Below are 1,413 nucleotides of genomic sequence, written 5' to 3'. Positions count from 1 at the left end.
TTCCTCGCGCGGCAGGCGGGCACCGAGTTCCTGACCATGGGCGGGCACGGGCTGGTGCTGGGCGACGAGGCCTCGGGCGCCTGGCTCGGGCGCGAGTTCCTCTCCTACACGCTCAGGGTGCATGACAAGCTCGAGGCGCCGAGCGCGCTCACCCGCGAGGTGACGGACGAGCTTGGCGGTGCGCCGGGGATCATCGCCTTCGCCGCCAAGGCCTCGCCCTCGGATTTCGCCACGCTGGCGCCGCGGATCTGCGCCGCACGGGGCGACGCTGCCGCCGATATGCAGATGCGCCGCGGTGCGGCCTACATCGCCACCGGGCTCAACGCGCTTGGCTGGCACCCGCAGGAGCCGCTCTGCCTGATCGGAGGCATCGCCGGGGCCTATGCCGACTGGCTGCCCAAGGAGATGGCCCGCGCGCTGCGTCCGCCCCAGGGCACCGGGCTCGATGGCGCGCTCACACTGGCAAGGCGCCTCGTCCCCGCCTGAGGATGCGGCGCGGACCCGGGACCGTGTCCTTCGTGTCTTCGGAAAGAGCCGAAACCTGCCTGGGCACGTGGCTCAGGCTCAAAACTCGACCTCCAGCTCCTCGATCTCTTCGGGCTCGGCCAATGCGCCCGCGATCCATTCCTTCATCGGCGCCCAGTCGAGGATGCGGTCGATATAGGCCTCGAGCTCGGGCTCGAGCGTGACCGCATAGGTGCGCAAGCGGGTGCAGACGGGCGCGAACATGGCGTCGGCCATGGTGGCAGGGCCGAACAGGAAGGGCCCGCCATAGGTTTCGAGGCACTCGCTCCAGATCTCACGCACCCTCTCGACGTCGGGCCGGGCGCCAGAGAAGATCTTGAAGCGCTCGTGCCGCGCCTTGATGTTCATCGGAAGCGCCGAGCGGAGGTTGTAGAACCCCGCGTGCATCTCGCCCGACACCGCGCGGCAATGGGCCCGCGCCACGATGTCGTCGGGATAGAGCTTGGCCTCGGGAAAACACTCGTTGAGATAGCCCGCGATGGCCAGCGTGTCCCAGACCTGCACCTTGCCGTGGGTGAGCCGCGGCACCCGCACCGTGGGCGACAGAAGCAGCAGTTCCTGGCGCACGTCGGCATCGGTGGGATCGACCGGCTCCTCGCGGAAATCGAGTCCGGACATCTTGCACAGGAGCCACCCGCGCAGCGACCAGGACGAGTAGTTCTTCGATGAAATCGTGAGCGTTGCCTGAGTCATGGTGTCTTCACTTTGCCTTCGATGCTGCGCTGCGACACGATTTTTGTCGCATGGCGGCGCGGTTCTGGCTACCAATTTGATGAGCAAAGAGGGGCCGAACGCAGTGCTTTATGCCACGTATCAAGGACTTGATGATATTATCGCCCCTTTCCGGACCGCCGCGCTGACCGCGCTGTCCTTCGGTCCGAAGAACCC

1 protein-coding gene and 1 pseudogene are annotated in these 1,413 nt (G+C 66.8%); one reads left to right on the top strand and one right to left on the bottom strand.

What is annotated here, in order from left to right; genetic code table 11:
• A pseudogene (locus HC022_RS26560) lies at positions 1-486 on the top strand (ATPase); the annotation flags it as partial.
• Between the two features lie 78 nt (positions 487-564).
• Here HC022_RS26560 and HC022_RS26555 read toward each other — a convergent pair.
• Complete coding sequence (locus HC022_RS26555; protein ID WP_008883739.1) at positions 565-1,218, bottom strand: glutathione S-transferase family protein; 654 nt, start codon at positions 1,216-1,218, stop codon at positions 565-567.
• Between the last annotated feature and the right edge of the window lie 195 nt (positions 1,219-1,413).

Origin of the sequence: Salipiger sp. HF18 (genome assembly GCF_011806505.1) — a bacterium.
Lineage (GTDB): Bacteria > Pseudomonadota > Alphaproteobacteria > Rhodobacterales > Rhodobacteraceae > Salipiger > Salipiger thiooxidans.
This window is presented reverse-complemented; position numbering and strand designations above follow the sequence as displayed.